This is a genomic window from Gordonia sp. LUNF6 (assembly GCF_047041125.1).
GTDB lineage: Bacteria > Actinomycetota > Actinomycetes > Mycobacteriales > Mycobacteriaceae > Gordonia > Gordonia sihwensis.
Genome location: NZ_CP178181.1, coordinates 2,225,851 through 2,248,191, shown reverse-complemented (window position 1 = coordinate 2,248,191; position 22,341 = coordinate 2,225,851). Strand labels below are relative to the sequence as shown.

At 64.7% G+C, this 22,341-nt stretch carries 13 protein-coding genes and 3 rRNA genes; all 16 read left to right on the top strand.

The window, feature by feature from the left end; all coding sequences use genetic code 11:
• The 16 genes from argF to ACK8HH_RS10440 all read left to right on the top strand — a co-directional run bounded on the left by argF (position 1) and on the right by ACK8HH_RS10440 (position 22,309).
• Complete coding sequence (gene argF / locus ACK8HH_RS10515; protein WP_006895474.1) at positions 1-930, top strand: ornithine carbamoyltransferase; 930 nt, start codon at positions 1-3, stop codon at positions 928-930.
• The gene (locus ACK8HH_RS10510; protein WP_006895475.1) at positions 930-1,466 is read left to right on the top strand and encodes an arginine repressor; all 537 of its coding nucleotides are present in this window, start codon (positions 930-932) and stop codon (positions 1,464-1,466) included. The genes argF and ACK8HH_RS10510 overlap by 1 nt, the downstream gene beginning before the upstream one ends.
• Before the next feature lie 63 nt (positions 1,467-1,529).
• Positions 1,530-2,978: an argininosuccinate lyase gene (argH, locus tag ACK8HH_RS10505; protein WP_006895476.1), complete on the top strand. Its 1,449-nt coding sequence runs from the start codon at positions 1,530-1,532 to the stop codon at positions 2,976-2,978.
• A gap of 174 nt (positions 2,979-3,152) precedes the next feature.
• Positions 3,153-6,143, top strand: a complete 2,991-nt coding sequence (locus ACK8HH_RS10500) for an AMP-binding protein (RefSeq protein ID WP_006895477.1) — start codon at positions 3,153-3,155, stop codon at positions 6,141-6,143.
• Positions 6,144-6,212: 69 nt separating this feature from the next.
• Positions 6,213-6,431 (top strand): Trm112 family protein, encoded by a 219-nt coding sequence (locus tag ACK8HH_RS10495; protein WP_039867034.1) that lies wholly within the window; start codon positions 6,213-6,215, stop codon positions 6,429-6,431.
• Positions 6,432-6,438: 7 nt separating this feature from the next.
• Positions 6,439-7,710 (top strand): tyrosine--tRNA ligase, encoded by a 1,272-nt coding sequence (tyrS, locus tag ACK8HH_RS10490; RefSeq protein WP_006895479.1) that lies wholly within the window; start codon positions 6,439-6,441, stop codon positions 7,708-7,710.
• Between the two features lie 533 nt (positions 7,711-8,243).
• Positions 8,244-9,765 (top strand): 16S ribosomal RNA (locus ACK8HH_RS10485).
• 449 nt (positions 9,766-10,214) lie between these two features.
• Positions 10,215-13,355 (top strand): 23S ribosomal RNA (locus ACK8HH_RS10480).
• 181 nt (positions 13,356-13,536) lie between these two features.
• Positions 13,537-13,653, top strand: a 5S ribosomal RNA gene (rrf, locus tag ACK8HH_RS10475).
• The 16S, 23S and 5S rRNA genes sit together here, the layout of an rRNA operon.
• A 644-nt stretch (positions 13,654-14,297) precedes the next feature.
• On the top strand, positions 14,298-16,094 hold the full coding sequence (locus ACK8HH_RS10470; protein WP_412475170.1) for an HAD-IIA family hydrolase: 1,797 nt from the start codon (positions 14,298-14,300) through the stop codon (positions 16,092-16,094).
• 12 nt (positions 16,095-16,106) lie between these two features.
• Positions 16,107-16,367, top strand: a complete 261-nt coding sequence (locus tag ACK8HH_RS10465; protein ID WP_045537983.1) for a hypothetical protein — start codon at positions 16,107-16,109, stop codon at positions 16,365-16,367.
• A gap of 57 nt (positions 16,368-16,424) precedes the next feature.
• The gene (locus ACK8HH_RS10460) at positions 16,425-17,342 is read left to right on the top strand and encodes a TlyA family RNA methyltransferase (RefSeq protein WP_346077717.1); all 918 of its coding nucleotides are present in this window, start codon (positions 16,425-16,427) and stop codon (positions 17,340-17,342) included.
• Positions 17,343-17,356: 14 nt separating this feature from the next.
• Positions 17,357-18,325, top strand: coding sequence for an NAD kinase (locus ACK8HH_RS10455; protein WP_006898318.1), 969 nt, complete (start codon positions 17,357-17,359; stop codon positions 18,323-18,325).
• 6 nt (positions 18,326-18,331) lie between these two features.
• A complete protein-coding gene (gene recN / locus ACK8HH_RS10450; protein WP_045537986.1) occupies positions 18,332-20,074 on the top strand; it encodes a DNA repair protein RecN in 1,743 nt (580 codons plus the stop codon).
• 115 nt (positions 20,075-20,189) lie between these two features.
• Positions 20,190-21,383, top strand: coding sequence for a putative cytokinetic ring protein SteA (gene steA, locus ACK8HH_RS10445; RefSeq protein WP_039868216.1), 1,194 nt, complete (start codon positions 20,190-20,192; stop codon positions 21,381-21,383).
• On the top strand, positions 21,380-22,309 hold the full coding sequence (locus tag ACK8HH_RS10440) for a copper transporter (protein ID WP_412475169.1): 930 nt from the start codon (positions 21,380-21,382) through the stop codon (positions 22,307-22,309). The genes steA and ACK8HH_RS10440 overlap by 4 nt, the downstream gene beginning before the upstream one ends.
• The last annotated feature ends 32 nt before the right edge of the window (positions 22,310-22,341 follow it).

Genomic DNA, 22,341 nt, shown 5'->3' with positions numbered 1-22,341 from the left:
ATGACAGAGAACACTCGGCACTTCTTGCGCGACGACGATCTGACACCCGCCGAACAGGCGGAGGTGCTCGAGCTGGCGGCGCGGATGAAGCGCGACCGCTTCGGGTTCCGCCCGCTGGATGGCCCTCGCGCTGTCGGAGTCATCTTCGACAAGAACTCCACGCGGACCCGGTTCTCCTTCGAAGTCGGCATCAGCCAGCTCGGCGGGCACGCCGTCGTGGTCGACGGCGCGAACACGCAGATGGGCCGTGACGAGTCGTTCGCAGACACCGGCCGGGTGCTGTCGCGGTTCGTCGACGCGATCGTGTGGCGCACCTTCGGTCAGGACCGCCTCGAGGCGGTGGCGGAGTACGCGACCGTTCCCGTCGTCAACGCTCTGTCCGACAGCTTCCACCCGTGCCAGGTGCTCGCCGATCTGCAGACGATCATCGAGCGGAAGGGTCGGGCCGCGGGCCTGACGCTGACCTACTTCGGAGACGCCGCCAACAACATGGCCCATTCCCTGATGCTCGGCGGCGTCACCGCGGGCATGCATGTCCGGGTCAGCGGACCGACGGCCTTCCAACCGGATCCGGCCGTGGTCGAAGCGGCGCGGCGGCGCGCGGCCGAGACCGGCGGCAGCGTCGAACTGATCGGCGACCCGATCGCTGCGGCGACCGGCGCCGACGTCCTCGTCACCGACACGTGGGTCTCGATGGGGCATGAGGGCGACGGGCTCGACCGGGTCGGTCCCTTCCGTCCATACCAGATCAACTCGGAGCTGCTCGGGTACGCCGCGGACGAGGCGATCGTGCTGCACTGCCTGCCCGCGCACCGGGGCGAGGAGATCACCGACGAGGTGATCGACGGTCCGGCGAGCGTCGTCTTCGACGAGGCGGAGAATCGCCTGCACGCCCAGAAGGCGTTGCTGGCCTGGTTGATGGACCGCTAGTGGACCGCGCGGACCCCGACCGAACCGCTGCCCGCCGGGCCGAGTCGGCGAGGCTCGCCGCCACGCGGGCCGGCCGGCACGCCCGGATCGTCGAGATCCTGGCGACCGAACAGATCCGGAGCCAGGGCGAACTGCAGCAGAAGCTGGCCGAGCTGGGGATCGAGGCCACCCAGGCGACGCTGTCGCGCGATCTCGACGAACTCGGCGCGGTGAAGCTGCGCGCCGCCGACGGCGGCGCGGGGGTCTATACCGTCCCCGAGGACGGCAGTCCGGTCCGCGGCGTGTCCGGCGGAACCGACCGGGTCTCGCGACTGGTGTCCGAACTGCTGGTGTCGACCGACTCGTCCGGCGACGTCGCGGTGCTCCGCACACCGCCCGGCGCCGCCGGTTATCTCGCCAGCGCGCTCGACCGCGCGCGACTGCCCGGAGTCGTCGGCACCATCGCCGGCGACGACACCATCTTCGTCCTGGCCCGACGGCCGCTCACGGGCGCCGATCTGGCCGCGCGGATCGAGGGACTGGTCTCCAGATCGTAGGCTGAGCGAACGCGCTCACCGACCACCGAACCGAAACACACCCACGCGAGGAGTACTGCCCTCATGTCGACATCCGACACCACATCGTCCGAGAACAGCCACGAGGGCACCAACGAGGGGGCTCTGTGGGGCGGCCGGTTCGCCGACGGCCCGGCCGCGGCGATGGCCGCGCTGAGCAAGTCGACGCATTTCGACTGGGCGTTGGCCCCGTACGACATCCAGGCGTCGAAGGCGCACGCCCGCGTCCTCGCGACGGCGGGTCTACTGACGGACTCGGACGCCGAGGCCATGCAGGCCGGACTCGATCGTCTGGCCGCGGACGTCGCCGCGGGCGTGTTCGTGCCCGCGGAGTCGGACGAAGACGTACACGGCGCGCTCGAACGCGGGCTGATCGAACGGGTCGGCCCCGAACTCGGTGGCAGGCTGCGCGCGGGCCGGTCCCGCAACGACCAAGTCGCGACCCTGTTCCGGATGTGGCTGCGGGCAGCGATGCGGCGGGTGGGCGCGGGCGTGCTCGACCTCGCGCAGGCGCTCGTCGACCAGGCCGCCGCCAACCCGGGTGTGGTGATGCCGGGTAAGACGCACCTGCAGGCGGCCCAGCCGGTGCTCCTCGGCCATACTCTCCTCGCGCACGCCCAGCCCCTGCTGCGCGACGTCGCGCGTCTGGTGGACGCCGATCGGCGCGTCGCCGTCTCGCCCTACGGGTCGGGTGCGCTCGCCGGCTCGTCGCTCGGGCTGAACCCGGAGGCTATCGCCGCCGACCTCGGCTTCGCCAGTGCGGCCGAGAACTCCATCGACGCGACCAGCTCCCGCGACTTCGCCGCCGAGGCGGCCTTCGTCTTCGCGATGGTCGCGGTCGACATGTCCCGCCTGGGGGAGGACGTGATCCTCTGGAGCACCCCGGAGTTCGGCTATGTGACGTTGGCCGACGCGTGGTCGACGGGCAGCTCGATCATGCCGCAGAAGAAGAATCCCGACGTCGCCGAGTTGGCACGCGGCAAGGCCGGTCGAGTGATCGGCAACCTCACCGGTCTGCTCTCCACGCTGAAGGCCCAGCCGTTGGCGTACAACCGCGACTTGCAGGAGGACAAGGAACCGGTCTTCGACTCCGTCGCGCAGCTGGAACTGCTGCTGCCGGCGATGGCGGGACTCGTCGGCACCCTGACCTTCCATCCGGACCGGATGGCCGAACTCGCGCCGGCCGGTTTCACCCTCGCGACCGATATCGCGGAATGGCTTGTCCGCCAAGGTGTTCCCTTCCGGGTCGCGCATGAGGTGGCGGGCGCCTGCGTCCGTGAGGCCGAGAGCCGCGGGGTCGGACTCGACGAACTCGACGATGAGACGATGGCCCGCATCAATCCGGCGCTGACGCCGCAGGTGCGCGAGGTGCTGACGGTCTCGGGCTCGATCGAGTCACGCAATGCCTTCGGCGGTACCGCCTCGTCGCAGGTGGAGCGCCAGATCTCGGTGGCCAACGCCACGATCGCCGACCTCCGGACGGCGCTCGCCTGACTCCGGCGCGGCGTGTCCGGGCAGGTAACCGGCATCACCGTACGCGCCGACTCGCGGGTACTTCACAGTCGGTGACGGCCGTGACGGATTCGGCGACTAGTACACTGCACGTGCTCGCACACGCCGAATCAGTCGGCGGCCGCGGCATCGGAAGTGGTGAGGGGAGTTACCGCGGTGAAGGGTCTGCCAAATGTCGCCGGCACGGTCGGACGGATCGTCGCGACCGCACAGAACGGTCTCGAAGTCATTCGGATGGGGGGCCTGGATACCGGCACCGAGCCGACACCCTACAAGGTGGTCGAGACCGAGAAGATGTACCGCCTCCGCCGGTACTTTCCAGACGACGCCGGCGACGGCTTCGCCCACATCATCCTGATCCCGCCGATGATGGTGTCGGCCAACGTCTACGACGTGACGCAGGAGAACGGCGCAGTCTCGGTTCTGTACCGGCACAAGGTGATTCCCTGGGTGGTCGACTTCGGTTCGCCCGACCACGAAGAGGGCGGGATGGAGCGCACGCTCACCGACCACGTGGTGGCGATCAGCCGGGTGATCGATCTGGTCCGGCGGGTCGTCGGCCAGGACGTTCACCTCGGCGGATACTCGCAGGGCGGCATGTTCGCCTATCAGACGGCGGCCTACCGGCGCTCAGAGGGACTTGCCAGCGTGGTCACCTTCGGTAGTCCGGTCGACGTACTGGCGGCCCTTCCGCTGGGCCTGCCCGCACAGCTCGTGGTTCCCGGTGCGGAGTTCGTCGCCGACAATGTCTTCAACCGACTGTGGATCCCGAGTTGGTTGGCACGCACCGGGTTCCAGCTGGCCGATCCGGTCAAGACGGCCCGCAGCCGGATCGACTTCCTGCGCAAACTCCACGATCGCGACGCCCTGCTGCCGCGCGAGGACCAGCGACGATTCATCGAGCAGGAGGGCTGGGTCGCGTGGTCGGGTCCGGCCGTGGCCGAACTGCTCCGCCAGTTCGTGGTTCACAACCGCATGATGTCGGGTGGCTTCGTCATCGACGGCGAAGTGGTGTCGATGACCGAGATCACCTGCCCGGTCCTCGCCTTCGTCGGTGAGACCGACGACATCGGTCAGCCACTGGCCGTGCGCGGCATCGTCCGCGCCGCGCCCGACGCCGAGGTGTACGAGACCGCCGCGCCGGTCGGGCACTTCGGTCTCGTCGTCGGATCGAACGCCGGACGTCTCACCTGGCCGACGGTCGGCGAGTGGATCCAATGGCGCGAGGGCAACGGAGAGCAGCCGGCGGCGGTGACGCCGATGAGCAGGACTCGCAGCGAGTCCGGAAGCGGGATCAGTTGGAGCAACCGGCTGACCTACGGTGTCGGACAGGTCGCCGGTGCGGGCACCGCGGTCTCCAAGGAGCTTCTCGAGGCGGTCAATTCGCTCCAGCGCACCACCCGGGCCGTGGCGACCGAGTCGGTGCGCACCGTTCCGCGGCTGTTCCGGCTCGGCCAGATCCAGCCGTCGACCCGCGTCTCGCTCGGCAAGCTGATGAGCGAGAACGCGAAGCGCACGCCCCACGACGAGGTCTTTCTGTTCGAGGACCGGGTGCTGACGCACACTCAGGTCAACGCGCGGATCGACAACGTGGTCGCCGGCCTCATCGAGTGCGGCATCCGGCCGGGGGTGCACGTCGGCCTCATGATGGACCCGCGCCCGTCCGCCCTGGTGACGATCGCCGCGCTGTCGCGACTGGGCGCCGTGGCGGTGCTGCTCTCGTCGAGCGACGCGCTGCCGGAGATGCTCACCCTGGCGGAGACGCGGATCATCGTCTCCGATCCGGTTCACCTCGACCGTGCGGCCGCCGTGTGCGACCGGGTGCTGGTGCTGGGTGGAGGCAGCAGCGACGCCCGTGCCATCGAGCGCGCTGACGGTGAGCACATCGTCGACATGGAGAAGATCGACCCGGAACGCGTCCGTATGCCGGTCTGGTACCGCCCGGACCCCGGACTGGCGGGCGACCTCGCGTTCATCCTGTTCACCGAGACGCAGGGCCGGCTCAATCGGTGGTCGGTCACCAACCATCGCTTCGCCATGTCCGCATTCGGTGCTGCCGCCGCGGCCGGACTGTCGAACCGGGACACGGTCTACTGCCTGCCGCCACTTCACCATGCCTCGGGTCTGCTGACCACGCTGGGAGCCACCGCCGCCGGGCGGTCGCGCATCGCGCTGTCCACGGGGATCGATCCCGAGCGATTCACCCGTGAAGTGCGCCGTTACGGCGTCACCGTGGTCTCGTACACCTGGAACATGCTGGCCGACATCGTCGACGCGCCGGAGTTCGATCCCGGTCAGCTCGGCAGCGTCCGCCTGTTCATGGGTTCCGGACTGTCGGCGGGGGTCTGGACTCGGTTGCGCGAGACGTTGCCGAATGCGCGGGTGCTCGAGTTCTTCGCCACCGCGGACGGATCCGCGATCCTGGCGAATGTCGACGACAGCAAGATCGGAGCGATGGGCCGTGCCCTGCCCGAGACCAACCCGGTGCGCGTCGCCGCCTACGACCCGGTGGCCGAGCGAATGGAGATCGACCGCGACACCGGCTTCGTCCGGGAAGCGGGACCGGGCGAGGTCGGCATGCTGGTCGCGCACGCCGGCCAGCGCTTCGAGGCGGCAGGTCTGGTCCTGCGCGACGTGTTCCGCCCGCACGATCGCTGGGAGGTCGGGGGGAGTCTGTTCCAATCCGACGCCGACGGCGACCTCTGGTACATGGGATCGGCGCAGGCGGTGATCCGGAGCCGGTCGGGCCCGATCTATCCGGTGCCCATCCAACATGCGCTCTCGTTGATCCCGGACATCAAACTCGCTGCGGTGTACGCGGTCGGCGAGCCGGGCGAGCAGCTCGCCGTCGCCGCCGTCACGCTGCGCGGCGGCGCCACGTCGCTCACTCCGACCCAGATCCGCGTCGGCCTGGGCGAGCTTCCCGCGGCCGAGCGCCCGCACCTGGTGTGGGTCGCCGACTCCATCCCGCTGTCGGAGTCGTTCCGGGCCATGACCAGCCGGATCGCGGCGCGCGGTCTGCCGAAGCCCGGACCGCGGGTCTGGTATCGGGACCAGGACGGTCGCTATCGCCGCTACACGGCGTCCGCGGCCGCGACCATCGACTGGACGGCGCTCCCCGCCGGAGACGATGGTGGCGCCGAGTAGCCTGAAGGCGGTAGGCGCCGCTCGCGACAGGCGATGAGCGGCGCGATCGACGAGACGAAGTGGGAGCTGATGGCAACACGTGCCGAGGGCATCGATCCGGTGGTTCGCGACCGACTGGTGTGCCCCCAGGATCTGGGTGAATTGATCGATGCGGGCGACGAACTCTACAACCCGCGTCTGCGCGTCGCCTATGCCATCGACGCCCACGGGATCCCCGACATGCTGATCGACGACGCGCGTGCGGTCTCAGATGAGGAGCACGCCCGCTTCACCGGAAAGGAAGCGTGAACCGCCGGTGGCCGAGAACATCCTCGACGACCTGATCTGGCGCGGACTCATCGGGCAGAGTACCGACGAGGGAGCGTTGCGCGAGACCTTGGAGAAGCCGATCTCGCTGTACGCCGGCTTCGATCCGACCGCGTCCAGCCTGCACGCCGGACACCTGGTCCCGCTGCTGACTCTGCGCCGGTTCCAGCTCGCCGGTCACCGTCCCGTGGTGCTGGCGGGCGGCGCCACCGGTCTCATCGGTGATCCGCGCGACGTCGGCGAGCGGACGATGAACTCCGTGGACACGGTCGCGGGGTGGGCGGACAAGATCGTCGGCCAGCTCCAGCGGTTCGTGACCATCGACGACTCCGACACAGGTGCCGTTCTGGTCAACAACAACGACTGGACCGCCCCGATGTCGACCATCGAGTTCCTGCGCGACATCGGCAAGCACTTCTCCGTCAACGTCATGCTCGCGCGTGACACGGTGAAGCGGCGCCTCGAATCCGACGGAATCAGCTACACCGAATTCAGCTACCTGCTCCTGCAGTCCAACGACTACCTTCAGCTGTACCGCAAGTACGGCTGCGTGCTCCAGATCGGCGGATCCGACCAGTGGGGCAACATCATCGGCGGCGTCGACCTGATCCGGAAGGTCGACGGTGGTACGGCCCATGCGCTGACGGTGCCGCTGGTGACCTCGGCCGACGGGAAGAAGTTCGGCAAGTCGACCGGGGGCGGCAGCGTGTGGCTCGATCCTGAGCTCACCAGTCCGTACGCCTGGTACCAGTACTTCGTGAACACGGCTGACGCCGATGTCGTGAAGTTCCTCAAGTGGTTCACCTTCCTGAGCCGGGAGGAGATCGAGGAGCTCGAGAAGCTCACGGCCGAGAAGCCATTCCTCCGCGAGGCGCAGAAGCGCCTCGCTCGAGAGCTGACGACCCTCATCCACGGTGCAGACCAGACGGCCGCCGCGGAGCTGGCGAGTCGCGCACTGTTCGGGCGCGCCGAACTCAACGAGCTCGATGAGCCCACCCTCGCCGCCGCGCTGGGGGAGACGGGCCTCGCCGAGTTCGACGCCGGTGCCACGCCCTCTATCGTCGAGCTCCTCGTCGCGTCCGGACTCGCCGACAGCAACAAGGCCGCTCGCCGGGCCGTCGACGAGGGCGGTGCCTACGTGAACAACGTCAAGGTCACCGACGCGGACTGGACGCCGGGTTCGAATGACCTGTTGTTCGGCAAGTGGCTCGTCCTGCGCCGCGGTAAGAAGACCTTCGCCGGCGCCAAGATCGGCGCTTGACCGCACAGTCGGACCGCTGACCTGGCGATTTGGGACTCAGCCTCAACGGTGTGTAACTTATTGCAGGTCAGCGCGTCGGTGCTGGCGAGCGAAATGCCCTTCCGGTCGGTGAGTTGATCTTGCCGGGGCGGTGGGGGTAGAGTAGCGGTCCTGCGCCTGGCAGACTTCCCGTTCTTCTTCGGAGAGCGAGAATGTCGCGGTTGCAGGGAAGATTCCAGTCTGGTAGGCTGGGAAGGTCGCCTCGGAGACGGGGTGGCGGATAATTGCAGATGTCTGCTGGTGTTCGGCCCTTGTTTGTGGGGGTTGGTTCTGGTGGGTGTGTGTTCTTTGAGAACTCGATAGTGTGTTTTGGATTTCTTGTGCCACTATTTTTTTGTTTTGTGGCGTGGGAGATTTTTGGACAGATTGTGCTTGCCGGCCCTTTTGGGGGGTTGGTGAGTGTTTTGGATGAATTTTTTACCATGTCAGTTTTTTGGATTTGGTCAGGTTCTGTTTTCTGGCTTTGTGTTGAAATCTTGTGGTTTCTGCATTTTTTGTTGGAGAGTTTGATCCTGGCTCAGGACGAACGCTGGCGGCGTGCTTAACACATGCAAGTCGAACGGAAAGGCCCAGCTTGCTGGGTACTCGAGTGGCGAACGGGTGAGTAACACGTGGGTGATCTGCCCTGGACTCTGGGATAAGCCTGGGAAACTGGGTCTAATACCGGATAGGACCACTGATTGCATGGTTGGTGGTGGAAAGCTTTTGCGGTTCAGGATGGGCCCGCGGCCTATCAGCTTGTTGGTGGGGTAATGGCCTACCAAGGCGACGACGGGTAGCCGACCTGAGAGGGTGATCGGCCACACTGGGACTGAGACACGGCCCAGACTCCTACGGGAGGCAGCAGTGGGGAATATTGCACAATGGGCGCAAGCCTGATGCAGCGACGCCGCGTGAGGGATGACGGCCTTCGGGTTGTAAACCTCTTTCGCTAGGGACGAAGCGTAAGTGACGGTACCTGGAGAAGAAGCACCGGCCAACTACGTGCCAGCAGCCGCGGTAATACGTAGGGTGCGAGCGTTGTCCGGAATTACTGGGCGTAAAGAGCTCGTAGGCGGTTTGTCGCGTCGTCTGTGAAATTCTGCAACTCAATTGCAGGCGTGCAGGCGATACGGGCAGACTTGAGTACTACAGGGGAGACTGGAATTCCTGGTGTAGCGGTGAAATGCGCAGATATCAGGAGGAACACCGGTGGCGAAGGCGGGTCTCTGGGTAGTAACTGACGCTGAGGAGCGAAAGCGTGGGGAGCGAACAGGATTAGATACCCTGGTAGTCCACGCCGTAAACGGTGGGTACTAGGTGTGGGGCTCATTTCACGAGTTCCGTGCCGTAGCTAACGCATTAAGTACCCCGCCTGGGGAGTACGGCCGCAAGGCTAAAACTCAAAGGAATTGACGGGGGCCCGCACAAGCGGCGGAGCATGTGGATTAATTCGATGCAACGCGAAGAACCTTACCTGGGTTTGACATACACCAGAAAGCCGTAGAGATACGGCCCCCCTTTGTGGTTGGTGTACAGGTGGTGCATGGCTGTCGTCAGCTCGTGTCGTGAGATGTTGGGTTAAGTCCCGCAACGAGCGCAACCCTTGTCCTGTATTGCCAGCGGGTTATGCCGGGGACTTGCAGGAGACTGCCGGGGTCAACTCGGAGGAAGGTGGGGATGACGTCAAGTCATCATGCCCCTTATGTCCAGGGCTTCACACATGCTACAATGGCGCGTACAGAGGGCTGCGAGACCGTGAGGTGGAGCGAATCCCTTAAAGCGCGTCTCAGTTCGGATTGGGGTCTGCAACTCGACCCCATGAAGTCGGAGTCGCTAGTAATCGCAGATCAGCAACGCTGCGGTGAATACGTTCCCGGGCCTTGTACACACCGCCCGTCACGTCATGAAAGTCGGTAACACCCGAAGCCGGTGGCCTAACCCTTGTGGAGGGAGCTGTCGAAGGTGGGATCGGCGATTGGGACGAAGTCGTAACAAGGTAGCCGTACCGGAAGGTGCGGCTGGATCACCTCCTTTCTAAGGAGCAAACAACACGTCGATGCTGGTGCCGAATGTGTATCGGGTCGGTGTTTGTTCATGGGTGAAACACAAGAAACCATCATTTGTTTGTCGGTGGCCTGCGAGATGCGGGCGGGCCGGCGGGTGGTCGACCGTGAGTGATTGCGGTTGTGGACGAAGCACACTATCGGGGTTCTGAGGGAACACGCGTTCTGCGCGGGTTGTCTTGGTGCTCACTGTTTTCCGCCTCGAGTGTGGGGTGTTGGGGGTGGTGGGTGTGTGTTGTTTGAGAAGTGCATAGTGGATGCGAGCATCTAGCCCGGCAGCATTTGTTGTTGTTGGGTTTGTGTGTTCTGCAATTTCGATTCTGGTTTGTGCGATCGCGTGTTGTGATCGTTGTTTTTGTTTGTTGTCCGCATTCGCGCCTCGGGCACTGTTTGGTGTGTGGGGTGTGTTTGTGGGTGTTGTTGTAAGTGTTTGAGGGCGTTCGGTGGATGCCTTGGTACCAGGAGCCGATGAAGGACGTGGTAGGCCGCGATAGTCCTCGGGGAGTTGTCAAACGAGCTGTGATCCGAGGGTGTCCGAATGGGGAAACCCAGCACCAGTGATGTGGTGTTACCCACTCGTGAATGTATAGCGGGTGTGGAGGGAACGTGGGGAAGTGAAACATCTCAGTACCCACAGGAAGAGAAAACAAGTGTGATTCCGTGAGTAGTGGCGAGCGAAAGCGGAGGAGGCTAAACCATGCGTATGTGATACTCGGCAGGGGTTGTGCGTGTGGGGTTGTGGGGTGATCGTTCATCGTGCTGCCGTGCGGTGGGTCAGTGATAAATCGACATGTTAGGTGAAGTGGCCTGGAATGGTCTGCCGTAGTGGGTGAGAGTCCCGTAGCTGAAAGCGTGTTGACTGGCTTCGATTGTTCCCAAGTAGCAGCGGGCTCGTGGAATCTGCTGTGAATCTGCCGGGACCACCCGGTAAGCCTAAATACTTTCTGGTGACCGATAGCGGACTAGTACCGTGAGGGAAAGGTGAAAAGTACCCCGGGAGGGGAGTGAAATAGTACCTGAAACCGGACGCTTACAATCCGTCAGAGCTTGCGCACCTTTGGGTGGTGGGTGATGGCGTGCCTTTTGAAGAATGAGCCTGCGAGTTAGTGCTCAGTGGCGAGGTTAACCCGTGTGGGGTAGCCGTAGCGAAAGCGAGTCTGAATAGGGCGTGTGAGTCGCTGGGTCTAGACCCGAAGCGGAGTGATCTACCCATGGCCAGGGTGAAGCAGCTGTAAGAGGTTGTGGAGGCCCGAACCCACTTCAGTTGAAAATGGAGGGGATGAGTTGTGGGTAGGGGTGAAAGGCCAATCAAACTCCGTGATAGCTGGTTCTCCCCGAAATGCATTTAGGTGCAGCGTTGCGTGTTTCTTACTGGAGGTAGAGCTACTGGATGGCCGATGGGCCCTATCAGGTTACTGACGTCAGCCAAACTCCGAATGCCGGTAAGTGAGAGCGTGGCAGTGAGACTGCGGGGGATAAGCTTCGTAGTCGAGAGGGAAACAGCCCAGATCGCCGGCTAAGGCCCCTAAGCGTGTACTAAGTGGAAAAGGATGTGGGGTCGCTGAGACAACCAGGAGGTTGGCTTAGAAGCAGCCACCCTTGAAAGAGTGCGTAATAGCTCACTGGTCAAGTGATTCTGCGCCGACAATTTAGCGGGGCTCAAGTACACCGCCGAAGCCGCGGCACTCACACATTTCATCCATGCCTGCCTGCGGGTGGGTGTGTAGTGGTGTGGGTGGGTAGGGGAGCGTCCTGCATCCGTGGAAGCAGCGGAGTGATCCAGTTGTGGAGGGTGTGGGAGTGAGAATGCAGGCATGAGTAGCGAAAGACAAGTGAGAAACTTGTCCGCCGGATGACCAAGGGTTCCTGGGCCAGGTTAATCCGCCCAGGGTGAGTCGGGACCTAAGGCGAGGCCGACAGGCGTAGTCGATGGACAACGGGTTGATATTCCCGTACCCGTGTATCCGCGCCCAGTGATGAATCATCTGTACTAACCATCCAAAAGCTGTCGTTGATTTCTTCGGATTTCTCTGATGGTGGCTGCGTGGGACCTTGGGTGTAGTAGTCAAGCGATGGGGTGACGCAGGAAGGTAGCCGGGCCAACTGGTGGAATAGTTGGTGTAAGCCTGTAGGGTGAGACATAGGCAAATCCGTGTCTTTTTGAGCCTGAGAGGTGATGCGTAGCCGTTGTGGTGAATTCGGTGATCCTATGCTGTCGAGAAAAGCCTCTAGTGAGTTGGTACACGGCCCGTACCCCAAACCGACACAGGTGGTCAGGTAGAGAATACTAAGGCGATCGAGTGAACTGTGGTTAAGGAACTCGGCAAATTGCCCCCGTAACTTCGGGAGAAGGGGGACCACGACCGGTGATCACTTTTTCGGTGTGAGCTGGTGGTGGTCGCAGAGACCAGAGAGAAGCGACTGTTTACTAAAAACACAGGTCCGTGCGAAGTCGTAAGACGATGTATACGGACTGACGCCTGCCCGGTGCTGGAAGGTTAAGAGGACCGGTTAATCATCTTTCGGGGTGGTGAAGCTGAGAATTTAAGCCCCAGTAAACGGCGGTGGTAACTATAACCATCCTAAGGTAGCGAAATTCCTTGTCGGGTAAGTTCCGACCTGCACGAATGGCGTAACGACTTCTCTGCTGTCTCAACCACAGGCTCGGCGAAATTGCAGTACGAGTAAAGATGCTCGTTACGCGCGGCAGGACGAAAAGACCCCGGGACCTTCACTATAGCTTGGTATTGGTGTTCGGTGCGGTTTGTGTAGGATAGGTGGGAGACTGTGAAGCCGGCACGCTAGTGTGGGTGGAGTCGTTGTTGAAATACCACTCTGATCGTATTGGGCTTCTAACCTCGGACCCTGATCGGGTTCAGGGACAGTGCCTGGTGGGTAGTTTAACTGGGGCGGTTGCCTCCTAAAGTGTAACGGAGGCGCCCAAAGGTTCCCTCAGCCTGGATGGCAATCAGGTGTTGAGTGTAAGTGCACAAGGGAGCTTGACTGTGAGACGTACATGTCGAGCAGGGACGAAAGTCGGGACTAGTGATCCGGCACCGGCGTGTGGAAGCGGTGTCGCTCAACGGATAAAAGGTACCCCGGGGATAACAGGCTGATCTTCCCCAAGAGTCCATATCGACGGGATGGTTTGGCACCTCGATGTCGGCTCGTCGCATCCTGGGGCTGGAGTAGGTCCCAAGGGTTGGGCTGTTCGCCCATTAAAGCGGCACGCGAGCTGGGTTTAGAACGTCGTGAGACAGTTCGGTCTCTATCCGCCGCGCGCGTGTAGAAACTTGAGGAAACCTGTCCCTAGTACGAGAGGACCGGGACGGACGAACCTCTGGTGTGCCAGTTGTTCCGCCAGGAGCACTGCTGGTTAGCTACGTTCGGAAGGGATAACCGCTGAAAGCATCTAAGCGGGAAGCCTGTTCCAAGATGAGGTTTCTCACCCACCTTCGGGTGGGGTAAGGCCCCCTACAGATGATGGGGTTGATAGGCCGGAACTGTACGCACAGTAATGTGTTCAGGTGACCGGTACTAATCGGCCGAGGACTTACCAACAACACTCACCAACAATTCTTTTCGGATTCAACGAATCACGACGGATGGGTTGTGTGAGTCGGTTTCGGTGATTGCGTACACGCACACAGAATGTTTGCTCGTTCATCCACTATGTACTTCTGAAACAACACACAGACCACAACTCTGGTGAGGGGTTGTGGTGTGGATGGTTTCATATTGTTACGGCGGCTATAGCGGTGGGGAAACGCCCGGTCCCATTCCGAACCCGGAAGCTAAGCCCACCTGCGCCGATGGTACTGCACTGTAATGGGTGTGGGAGAGTAGGACACCGCCGAACACAACTTGTTGAGCCCCGATCAGACACCGTCTGATCGGGGCTCAACCCATTTCCCGGGACGTGCCCCCCGGCGAGTGTTGTCTGGGGTACGGCGCGCCTGACGGACCGCGAACGCGCACTCTTCAGGCTGGCTTCAGGCTGGTTGAGCGAGCGAAGCGAGTCGAAACCACCACACGACGGGCAGGCTGGTCTCGATACGGCGTGCTCGCTACGCTCGCTCGCCTACTCGACAAACCTCGAGGGGCCGTCTTTTCCAGTCCGGTCGAGCGCGCACCCCTCTTAGGCTGGTTGAGCGAGCGAAGCGAGTCGAAACCACGACACGGGAGGAGAGTGGTCTCGATACGGCGTGCTCGCTACGCTCGCTCGCCTACTCGACAAACCTCGGGCGACGTTCTTTCCAGGTTGGTTGAGCGCGCACCCTCTTAGGCTTGTTGAGCGAGCGAAGCGAGTCGAAACCAAGCGAGAATGCAGCGGATCGTGCCCCGTCCTCGGGGCCGCACCACCGTCATGGCCATTCATCACGCTTGCTGAGCCAACGAAACTCAGCACAAACAGTGGCGCGGTGTCTCGGTACGGACCAGCGGCTGGCCATCCACTCGTTCTCAGTTAGCTTGTTCGCAGGTCGGCGAATAGATTAGACGGTTATGAGTACTACTGGTGGCGGACGGAATCCGGGCGGCCGGCGAAACGGGCGGCAGCGACGGACGGACGACCATGCGTCATCCGGACCCGGGATTCCCGACGACGTCTCGGCATCGGATCTCGATCCGGAAGTCAGGCGGGATCTGTCGGCTTTGGACAAGCCGACGGCCGACCGGGTCGCACGTCATCTGGTGATGGCGTCGTCGTTGCTGGAGGACGATCCGCAGGAGGCGCTGGCGCACGCCCGTGCCGCTCGGGCTCGGGCCGCACGGATCGCCGTCGTCCGCGAGACCGCGGGCATTGTGGCGTACTCTGCCGGGGAATGGCAGGAAGCGATCTCCGAACTGCGTGCCGCGCGAAGGATGAGCGGGAGCGATGCGCTGCTGCCGCTGATCGCCGACAGCGAACGCGGGCTGGGACAGCCCCGACGTGCGGTCGAGATCGCCGACAGCGACGAGGCACGCGATCTCAGCGCTGAGGCTGCGCTCGAGATGGCCATGGTCAAGGCCGGTGCTCTCATCGACCTGAAAGATCCCGAGTCGGCGGTGCGTGCGCTGAGTGATCAGGACCTGCGTCCAGGTCGGACCGGAACCCAGGCCGCGCGGCTGTTCTTCGCCTACGCTTCGGCCCTCGAGGCTGCTGGCCGTCGAGCCGACGCGGTGACCTGGTTCCAGAATGCGGCAGCCGCCGATATCGATGACCAGACCGACGCCGAGTTCCGGCTGATGGACCTGCTCGAGAGCACACCGGGCGTAGATACGTCGACCTCCGGCCATAGTGAACCGTCGTCGGCCTCCGTGGCTCTGGGCGATGCGTACGACGTGCTTCTGCTCGATCTCGACGGAACTCTGTACACCGGTTCCACAGCACTGCCCGGCGCGATCGAGGCCGTGGCGCAAACACACGGCACCGCGCTGTTCGTCACGAACAATGCCAGCCGTAGTCCCGAGCAGGTGCGCGATCATCTCCTCTCACTGGGGTTCGACGCGAAGTCCGAGCAAGTGGTCACCAGCGCTCAGGCCGGAGCGGACCTGGTTGCGGAGACGGTCGAGACGGGTTCGAAGGTCCTCGTCGTCGGTGCTGATGCTCTTCGCGATGAGATCAGGGCGCGCGGGCTGACTGTGGTCGACTCCGCCGACGATGAGCCGGCGGCTGTCGTCCAGGGCCACTCCCCGGAGACCGGTTGGGCGCAGCTGTCTGAGGGCGCCCTGGCGGTGCGACGTGGCGCTGCCTGGGTGGCGACCAACGTCGACTCGACCCTGCCGACCGAGCGCGGACTGATGGTCGGAAACGGATCGATGGTAGCGGCGATCGCCTCGGCGACCGGCCAGGAGCCCACCGTGGCAGGGAAGCCCGCGGCACCGATCATGCGAGGCGCACTGTCGCGCACCGACGGCAAGCGGCCCCTGATGGTCGGGGACCGGCTCGATACGGACATCGAGGGCGCGCACACCGTGGGGATCGACAGTCTGCTCGTCCTGGGCGGCGTCACGAGCGGACCCGAACTGCTCGCCGCCGAACCGCGGCAGCGGCCGACGTACATCGCGTCCGGGCTGGACGCGCTCAAGGAGCCGGCGGCGGAGTCCGCGATCGGTCCCCGTCCCGAGTGGAGCATCGAGATCAACGGCCAGCACGTCGCGGTCGCCGCGCGTTCGACGGGAACCGAGGCGAGTCTCGCCGCGGCGCTCGCGCACGCGGTGTGGACTGCCGACGTCGGTTCGTTCGATCTGCGGATCGCCGCCCAGGACGACGTGGCGGCGGAGACTCTCACCGCCCTCGGACTGACACCGCTGCGTTAGCCTGGTCTCGTCATGAGTGAGCCGAATACACCCCGCCCCGGTCCGTCACCGGCGTCGGTCGCCGCGGATCTGGCCGCACGCAATGCGCCGCCCGCAGACCCGGCAGAGCATCCGGCGCTGGCCGCTGCCGCGCAGTTGCTGGAGGAGGCGGAGATGGTTCGATCGGCCGCCGGTGACGAACTCGACCTCGGTGCGCTCGCCCGGCAGGCGGAATTGCTCACCAGCGCACACGACAGACTCGCCGCGGCGCTGGAAGACGCCGGCCGTGGCTGAACGCAACCGCATCTGCTGCCGTAGAAGGATCCGTTGCCCTAGACAGAAAGGCCGATGATGGCTGCTCGTGCACGGCTCGACGCCGAACTCGTGCGGCGCGGACTCGCCAGGTCCCGCGAGCAGGCCCGCGAGCTGATCGACGCCGGGAATGTCAAAGTCAACGGAACACCGGCCAGCAAGCCTGCGACCAATGTCGCCAGGGACACGCCGATCGTGGTGACTGAAGGGCAGACCGACGACTGGGCCTCCCGCGGGGCGCACAAGCTGCTCGGCGCCCTCGCCGCATTCGAACCGCTCGGGGTGTCCGTCGACGGTAAACGGTGTCTGGACGCAGGCGCGTCCACAGGCGGTTTCACCGACGTGCTGCTGCGACGCGGTGCTCGTGAAGTGGAAGCGGTCGACGTCGGCTACGGGCAGCTGGTGTGGAAGCTGCAGACCGACGAGCGGGTGCACGTCCACGATCGGACCAACGTCCGTCATCTCACGCCGGAAGTGATCGGCGGCCCGGTCGATCTCATCGTCGGAGACCTCTCCTTCATCTCGCTCAAGCTGGTGCTGCCTGCGCTCGCCGGCTGTCTCCGCCCCGGGGGCGACGCATTGCCGATGGTGAAGCCGCAGTTCGAGGTCGGAAAGAACCGTGTCGGAGCGGGTGGGGTGGTCCGTGACCCGCGACTGCGGGCAGAGGCGGTCGAGGACGTCGCGGCGATGGCGGCATCTCTCGGGCTCACCACTCGAGCGGTCGTGGCGAGCCCGCTTCCCGGACCGTCCGGCAATGTGGAATTCTTCCTCTGGTTGCACAAGGACGACGGCGTCGTTTCGGAGCCGAAGGTCCTGAGTGAGCAGATGTCGCACCCCGGCGATACCGTTGACTCGAAGATCGGCTCGGACGGTACCGATCACGATTGGGTGGATCAGGGTGAGGCCACGCGTGTCCGCGCTCTGATCGATCAGGCCGTCGCCGACGGTCCGCAATAGGGAGGGGGAGGGTGATGACATCATCGAGCGGGTCGCCGGACGGTACCCGGACCTTCCTGGTCGTGGCGCACACCGGCCGTGACGAGGTCACCGATACGCTCCTGACCATCGCGAAGCGCTGCGGTGACGCCGGTATCGCGGTCCGTGTCGTCGACCACGACACCCGCAGGCCGCCGCCTCCGAACGTCGAGACCCACCCGGTCGATCCGGAGATGCTGCGCGACGCCGGAGCGGATGTGGAGGTCGCTCACGCCGACTCGGTGTCGGCGCAGGGGTGTGAATTGGTGCTTGTGCTCGGCGGAGACGGCACTTTCCTGCGTGCCGCCGAACTGGCGTATCCCGCGGGCGTCCCATTGATGGGGATCAATCTCGGCCACATCGGATTCCTCGCGGAGGCGGAGGCGCACCGGATCGATGAAGTGCTCGACCTGCTGATCGCCGGCGACTACCGGGTCGTCGACCGGATGGTGCTGGACGTATCGGTGATCGACCCGGGGAGCGATGAGCCCCGTGCGCGCGACTGGGTGCTCAACGAGGTCGTCATTCAGAACACGTCGCACAACGGTGTTCTCGAACTCGTCACCGAGGTCGACGGGCGGCCGGTTGCGGCCTACGGCGCCGACGGACTGCTCGTCGCCACGCCCACCGGTTCCACTGCGTACGCGTTCTCCGCCGGCGGTCCGGTGATGTGGCCGGATCTGGAGGCGATCCTCGTGGTGCCGAGCAACGCCCACGCGCTGTTCGCCCGCCCGATGGTCACCAGTCCGCGATCGCGCGTGGCGGTGGAAGTCCACCGCGAGGGGCGCGACGGCGTCGCCTTGTGCGACGGCCGCCGGATCTTCGACGTACCCGCGGGGTCCAGGGTGGAGGTGGTGCGGGCGCAGCGTTCGCTTCGCTGGGTCCGCATCGATTCGGAGCCCTTCGCCGACCGACTCGTCACCAAGTTCTCGCTGCCGGTCACCGGCTGGCGGGGAAGGAGCTGAGACCCGTTGCTGGAAGAACTGTCGATCCGCAGTCTCGGTGTGCTCGAATCCGCGAGCGCGCAGTTCCATCCCGGATTCACCGTTCTGACCGGTGAGACGGGTGCGGGCAAGACGATGATCGTCACCAGCCTGCGGCTGCTGTCCGGAGCACGAGCGGACGCGGGACGTGTCCGGACCGGAGACGCGAAGGCGATCGTTGAAGGCCGGTTCCGCCTTCCCGAGGATCGGTCATCGGTGGCCGCAGTCCTCGACGAGACCGGTGCCGACGTCGATGACGACGACACCCTGATCGCGGCGCGGACGGTCAATGCCGATGGTCGCTCGCGCGCACATCTGGGCGGCCGCGCCGTACCCGTGGGCACGCTCGCGCAGCTGACGGGCGAACTGCTCGCGATCCACGGGCAGAACGATCAGTTGCGGTTGATCCGGCCGGAGCAGCAGCGCTCCGCGTTGGACCGGTACGCCGGTCCGGCGGCGGCCTCGACGCTCAAGAAGTACCGCGCGGCGCGCGCGGACTGGGTGGAACTGCTCGACGAACTCGACCGGCGTCGTGACAGCGCCCGAGAACTGGCCCAGGAGGCCGACCGGTTGCGGTTCGGAATCGACGAGATCGACGCCGTCGGACCCGAGCCCGGTGAGGACACCGATCTGATCGCGACCATCCGGAGGATGACCGATCTCGAGGAGATCAGGTCCACTGCGTATCAAGCACAGGAGATCGTGGCGGGTGCCGAAGGCGCGTCGGTGGTCGACGGTCTCGGCACCGTCCGCTCGCTGTTGGAGTCGGCGTCGGATGACGCATTGCGCGATCTGCAGCCGCGCGTTGCCGAAGCACTGACGGTCGTCACCGACCTCGGCGCAGAGCTGACTTCGTTTCTCGGAGGCCTGCCGGACGACGCGGGTGACCTCGACGGCCTGCTGAACCGTCAAGCGGAACTCAAGTCGTTGACGCGCAAGTACGCCGCGGACATCGACGGCGTCCTGGCCTGGCGTGACGACGCACGTGAACGCCTGAGCGAGATCGAGGACCCCGAGGGTGCGATCGAACAACTCGAGGCTCGGGCCGCGGCCGCGCGGGACAAGGTGGCAGAACTGGCCGGCAAGCTGCACACCGTGCGGACGAAGTCGGCCAAGAGCCTCGCGAGCAAGGTCTCGGCCGAACTGGCGGGCTTGGCGATGGGCGGCAGCGCACTGGCCGTCTCGGTCTCGCTGCTGCCCGCAGACGACGACCGGCTCGCGATCGACGTCGGCGGACGGCGTGCGCACGCGGGCGGAGACGGTGCCGACCGCGTCGAATTCGGACTCGTGGCGCATAAGGGCGCGGCGCCTCTGCCGATCGCCAAATCGGCGTCGGGAGGCGAACTGTCGCGGGTGATGCTCGCGTTGGAAGTGGTTCTGGCCGAGCCGGATTCTGGCGGGGTGATGGTGTTCGACGAAGTCGACGCAGGCGTCGGCGGCGCGGCCGCCGTGCAGATCGGTGCGCGCCTCGCACGGTTGGCTCGACGCCATCAGGTGATCGTGGTGACGCACCTTCCGCAAGTGGCCGCCTTTGCCGACAACCACCTCGTGATCGGCAAGTCCGGTGGTGGAAGCAAGGGCAGGCAGACCTCGACGCTGACCATGCTCGACCGCGACGAACGCATCGCGGAGCTCGCCCGAATGCTCGCCGGTCTCGGGGACTCGGAGACCGGCAGGGCTCATGCGGAGGAACTCCTCGACACCGCGGAGCGGGCGCGCGCGGATTCCTGACGGGGAGCCGCCATTGTTTCGCCGACGGAGGCGAGTGTTTCCAGTGTGACGAAAGTTGATATTGATACGGCGCGCCTCCGTGTGACTGATGTGCCTGAAGGTCACTATGGGACCCATGAGGATGCCAGCCCTGCTCTCGCGGAACACCGAAGCACTCCCCGGACTCACCGGCATCGCCCGGATCGACAAGGACGTCAAACGCCTCGTCAACCGAGTCGACCACGGTGCGGTCGTGATCCTGGACCAGGTCGACCTGGACCGGGTCACCGCTGACGCGCTGGTGGAGGCCGAGGTCGCGGCGGTGGTGAACGTCTCGCAGTCGATCACCGGCCGATACCCGAACCTCGGTCCCGAAGTGCTCGCGGCTTCCGGCATCCCGCTGATCGACAACGTCGGCAGCGAAGTGTTCTCGCGAGTCAAGGACGGCACCAAGGTACGCCTCAACGAGGGCAAGCTGTACATCGGCGAACGCGTCATCGCTCGAGGTCAGGAACTCGGCGAACGCGAGATCGCCGACCTGATGCTCGACGCGAAGACCGGCCTCGTCGATCATCTCGAAGCCTTCTCCGGCAACACGATCGAGTTCATCCGCAGCGAGTCGCCGCTGCTGATCGACGGCGTCGGCGTGCCGAAGGTGAACGTCAAATTCGACCGCAGGCATGTCGTGATCGTGGCCGACGGCTCCGACCGCGCCGCAGACCTCAAATCGCTCAAACCCTTCATCAAGGAATACCAACCGGTGCTCGTCGGCGTCGGCGCCGGTGCGGACACCTTGATCAAGGCCGGTTACCGCCCGGCCCTCATCGTCGGGGACCCGGACGACATCCGCACTGAGACGCTCAAGTCCGGCGCCGAGGTGGTTCTGCCGGCCGACCCCGATGGCCACGCACCGGGCCTGGAGAGGATCCAGGATCTCGGCATCGGCGCCACCACCTTCCCGGCCGCCGGGTCGGCGCCGGACCTCGCGCTCCTGCTGGCCGACTACCACGGTGCCGACCTGATCGTGACTGCCGGACTCAGCGGCTCGATGAACGACTTCTTCGACCGCACGATGCGTGACCAGATCCCTTCGCGCTTCCTCACGCGACTGAAGGTCGGAGCGAAGTTGGTGGATGCGAAGGCTGTCGCCACGCTGTACCGCAGTCGGATCAGCGGAACGTTGATCGCCATGCTGATGGTCGCGGCACTGATCGCGATCATCGTGGCGGTTGTGATCACCCAGGGCGGCGGGGCAGCCGCCAGCGACTGGATGGTCGACCAGTGGCACTCGCTGACCGATTGGGTCAGCAGTGTGTGGAATACCAAATGATCTCTTTGCGCCAGCACGCCGTTTCGCTGATCGCAGTCTTCTTGGCTCTGACTCTGGGCCTGTTCCTCGGTTCCGGGTTCATCGGTGACCGAGTGAATGCCCTGACCGGCACCGATCGCGACAGAATCGGGAAGCTGCAAGACGAGCGCGATGCCCTCGACGAAGAGGTCGGGAACGACACCGCCTTCATCAAGGCAATCGGTCCCGAACTGACGAAGGGTGTTCTGAACAAGCGCGGCGTGCTCATCGTCACCGCGCCCGACGCCGCCGACGGCGATGTGGAAGCGCTGAAGGGGCTGGTCAACGGTGCGGGAGGCACGGTGACCGGCCAGATCGCGTTGACCACCGCGCTGGTCCGCGACGAGCAGGCGTCCAAGCTGCGCACCGTCGTCGACCAATCGATCCCTGCCGGCGCTCAGCTGCGCGTGGAGTACACCGATTCGGGCTCGCGGCTCGGTGATCTGCTGGGCACCGCACTTCTGACCCGGCCCGGACAGGCGCCCGCGTCGGACAGTGATCGGTCCACCGCACTTCAGACGCTTCGGCAGGCCGGGTTCCTCGAGTATCCGGACGGTGCGGTGCGGCCGGCCGACTTGGTGCTGGTCGTGACGGGCGGGGAGATGTCGTCGGACTCCGGTGCGCAGGGGCAGTTCGTCGGCAGGTTCTCCGCAGCGATGGCGGCACGCGGTTCCGGTGGCGTACTCGCCGGGCGGTCCGGTTCCGCCGAGGGCGGTTCACCGATCGGTGTGGTCCGGTCCGACCCGTCGCTGAACAATGCCGTCAGCACCGTCGACAACGTCGACCAACAGACCGGTCAGCTGACCACGGTGCTCGCTCTCGGCGATGAGACCGACGGCCGCACCGGCGCGTACGGCACCGGACCGGGTGCGACGGCGATCACGGTGGGAGCTGCTCCCTCGAAGTGACCGGAGCCGCGACACTCCCGGCGACGGTGGAG

Excerpts from the sequence above, each read along its gene's own strand:
- argF (WP_006895474.1), top strand. The coding sequence starts at position 1 with ATGACAGAGAACACTCGGCACTTCTTGCGCGACGACGATCTGACACCC.
- argH (WP_006895476.1), top strand. The coding sequence starts at position 1,530 with ATGTCGACATCCGACACCACATCGTCCGAGAACAGCCACGAGGGCACC.
- ACK8HH_RS10495 (WP_039867034.1), top strand. The coding sequence starts at position 6,213 with ATGGCAACACGTGCCGAGGGCATCGATCCGGTGGTTCGCGACCGACTG.
- ACK8HH_RS10470 (WP_412475170.1), top strand. The coding sequence starts at position 14,298 with ATGAGTACTACTGGTGGCGGACGGAATCCGGGCGGCCGGCGAAACGGG.
- ACK8HH_RS10465 (WP_045537983.1), top strand. The coding sequence starts at position 16,107 with ATGAGTGAGCCGAATACACCCCGCCCCGGTCCGTCACCGGCGTCGGTC.
- ACK8HH_RS10460 (WP_346077717.1), top strand. The coding sequence starts at position 16,425 with ATGGCTGCTCGTGCACGGCTCGACGCCGAACTCGTGCGGCGCGGACTC.
- ACK8HH_RS10455 (WP_006898318.1), top strand. The coding sequence starts at position 17,357 with ATGACATCATCGAGCGGGTCGCCGGACGGTACCCGGACCTTCCTGGTC.
- steA (WP_039868216.1), top strand. The coding sequence starts at position 20,190 with ATGAGGATGCCAGCCCTGCTCTCGCGGAACACCGAAGCACTCCCCGGA.
- ACK8HH_RS10440 (WP_412475169.1), top strand. The coding sequence starts at position 21,380 with ATGATCTCTTTGCGCCAGCACGCCGTTTCGCTGATCGCAGTCTTCTTG.